At 65.5% G+C, this 2452-nt stretch carries 2 protein-coding genes and 1 pseudogene; all 3 read left to right on the top strand.

Features of this window, described 5'->3' with window-relative positions:
• The coding region (locus tag EN750_RS29270) for an alcohol dehydrogenase catalytic domain-containing protein (protein WP_127398832.1) at window positions 1-887 on the top strand (887 nt) is incomplete at its 5' end.
• 27 nt (window positions 888-914) lie between these two features.
• The gene (locus tag EN750_RS29265) at window positions 915-1703 is read left to right on the top strand and encodes an alpha/beta hydrolase (RefSeq protein WP_127398831.1); all 789 of its coding nucleotides are present in this window, start codon (window positions 915-917) and stop codon (window positions 1701-1703) included.
• A gap of 25 nt (window positions 1704-1728) precedes the next feature.
• Window positions 1729-2452, top strand: a pseudogene (locus EN750_RS29260) (acyl-CoA dehydrogenase); the annotation flags it as partial.

Here is a 2452-nt window from a genome sequence, read left to right as displayed (position 1 = left end):
TCACCGAGGACCCCGTGCCTTTCGGCATCGAGGCAGGCTTCGTGCTCGGCCATGAATTCTCTGGGGACATCGTCGCGGTCGGATCGGAGGCAACAGGCCTTCGGATCGGTGACCGTGTCGCCGTCGCGCCTATGCGCGGTTGCGGACACTGCGAGGCCTGCGAGCGCGGCGATCCGGCGCGCTGTCGCGAGATGGAGCTGATCGGCGGCGGCTATGCGCAATACGCGACCGTGGCCGCACGCCAGTGTCATATCCTGCCCGGCGATGTGGCGCTCGAGGATGGTGCGTTGGCCGAGCCGCTGTCAGTCGCTCTGCATTGCATCGTCCGCTCGGGCATGAAGCCGGGGGATCGGGTTGCCATCCTGGGCGCTGGGCCGATCGGGCTGCTCGTCGCCTTCTGGGCGCGGCGGATGGGGGCGTCGCGTGTCGTGGTGGCCGTCATCCATGGCCATCAGCGCGAGCGTGCGCTTGCTCTCGGCGCGACCGGCTTCGCGCTTTCCGGCGAAAAGCTGACCGAGAACCTCGCCGATCTCTGCGGAGGAGCGCCAGACATTGTCTTCGAATGCGTCGGCAAGCGCGGCCTCATCGGCGCGGCGGTCGAAGCGGTGCGGCTGCAGGGCACGGTGGTTGGCGTCGGCTTGTGTATCGGCGGCGACGAATGGGATCCGTTCATTGCGCTGACCAAGGAAGTGAACCTGCTGTTCTCGGTCTTCTTCCATCAGCGCAACGAATTCGGCGTCGCCCTCGATGCGCTGCGCGGCGGACCTTTCGCACCGCAAGCTCTGGTCACCGACCGGATCGATCTCTCGCCAGTTCCGCAGATATTCGAGAGCCTTCGCCGCCGCACCACGCAATGCAAAGTGCTGATCCAGCCGGACCTTGTTTGAGGCCGCACCTGTTTGAGGAGAGTGAAAATGGCCGTTCAATTCGAAACGCTCGAATACGATATCGGCGGCACGGAAACGGTGGTGAAGGCCATCGGTAGAGGCAAGCCCGTGCTGTTCCTGCACGGCGCCTCGACGCTTGAAGGCTTCGGCTTCGCGGAGGGCCTCGCCGACCGCTTCCGCGTGCTCTGCCCGAGCCATCCGGGCTTCGGCTTTTCTGGCCCGGCGCCGCATGTCGCTGCGATGTCCGACATGGTTCTGCACTACCTGAACCTGCTCGATGTTCTGAACCTGCCGGAGAAGCCTCATCTCATCGGCTTTTCCATGGGCGGCTGGATGGCGACCGAACTCGCCGGCCTTGCGCGCGAGCGTTTCGACAAGGTGGTGCTGATCGCTCCCGCCGGGCTCAACGACCCCGCGCATCCGGCCACCGATCTGGGCGCGGTCGCGCCGCAGGAGCTGCCGGCCTATCTGGCGCATGACGTCCCGGTGGCGCTGCGCTATTTCCCGGACGGCTCGGACCCCGCCTTTGCCGAGGCCTTCGGCGCCGACCGCGTCCGCGAAGGCGACACGCTCGGCCGGCTGCTGGCGCCGTTCGGCATGGGCCATCCGAACCTGCGGCGCTTTCTGGCGCGTATCGCCAATCCGACGCTGGTCGTTTGGGGCACCAGGGACCGTCTGCTGCCGGCTGGCCAGGCGCCGCTCTTCGTCGAAGCCCTGCCCGACGCACGCCTGATCCTGGTCGAGGATGCCGGCCATTTCGTCATGCAGGAGAACCCCGAAACACTCAGGAAGATCGGCGATTTCCTCGCCGGCTGACCGCATTGAAAAGGAGGAGAAGACAATGAACAAACCCATCAAGCACGGCTCATGGGGGACGACCACCGACTATCGCGACTTGCTCAGCAAGATCACGGAGATCGGGCCGGCCCTGGAAGCCAACGCTACCGCCGATGAGGAGAATGGCGAACTGACTGCGGCCACGTTCGAGCTGCTGAAGCCGCTACGCATGTCGCATATCTTCGCCGCGGAGAGCCTCGGCGGTGCGCAGCTGCGACCCACCCAGGGTCTCGAACTGCTGGCGGCGATCACCTGGCACTCTGGGGCGGCTGGTTGGGTTTCCATGGTGCATTGCTGCATCGGTGCGATGTCGGCAGCCTTTCTGCCGGACAGCGCGGTCGAGCGGTTGTTCGCGCCGGGCACCGAAAACCGGTTCTGGGGGCAGGGCGCGCCGCTCGGTATGCTGAAGAAAGTCGATGGCGGCTACCGGCTGAATGGCAAGTGGAGCTATGGCAGCGGCTTCAGCCACGCCACCTACAGCCACAGTGCCGCCTTCGTCGACGACGGCACCGGCAAGCCCGCCAAGGACGAGAAGGGCAACTTGATCATCATGTGCGCCCATGCCCCGATCTCTCAGCACAAGCAGCTCGGCAATTGGGACGTTCTGGGCCTCGGCGGCACCGGCAGCATCGACTATGCGGCCGAGGACGTCTTCATCGCCGACGATCTCGTCTTCCCAATCCTGACCGCACCGCCGCTGCGTCAGAAGGAGTTCTTCAGTCTCGGTG

The organism is Mesorhizobium sp. M7A.F.Ca.ET.027.03.2.1 (assembly GCF_003999175.1).
Taxonomy (GTDB): domain Bacteria; phylum Pseudomonadota; class Alphaproteobacteria; order Rhizobiales; family Rhizobiaceae; genus Mesorhizobium.
Note: the sequence above shows the minus strand (reverse complement) of the source record. Positions and strands in the feature narration are given on the sequence as shown.

Coding starts and splice junctions, on each gene's coding strand:
- EN750_RS29265 (WP_127398831.1), top strand. CDS start 915: ATGGCCGTTCAATTCGAAACGCTCGAATACGATATCGGCGGCACGGAA.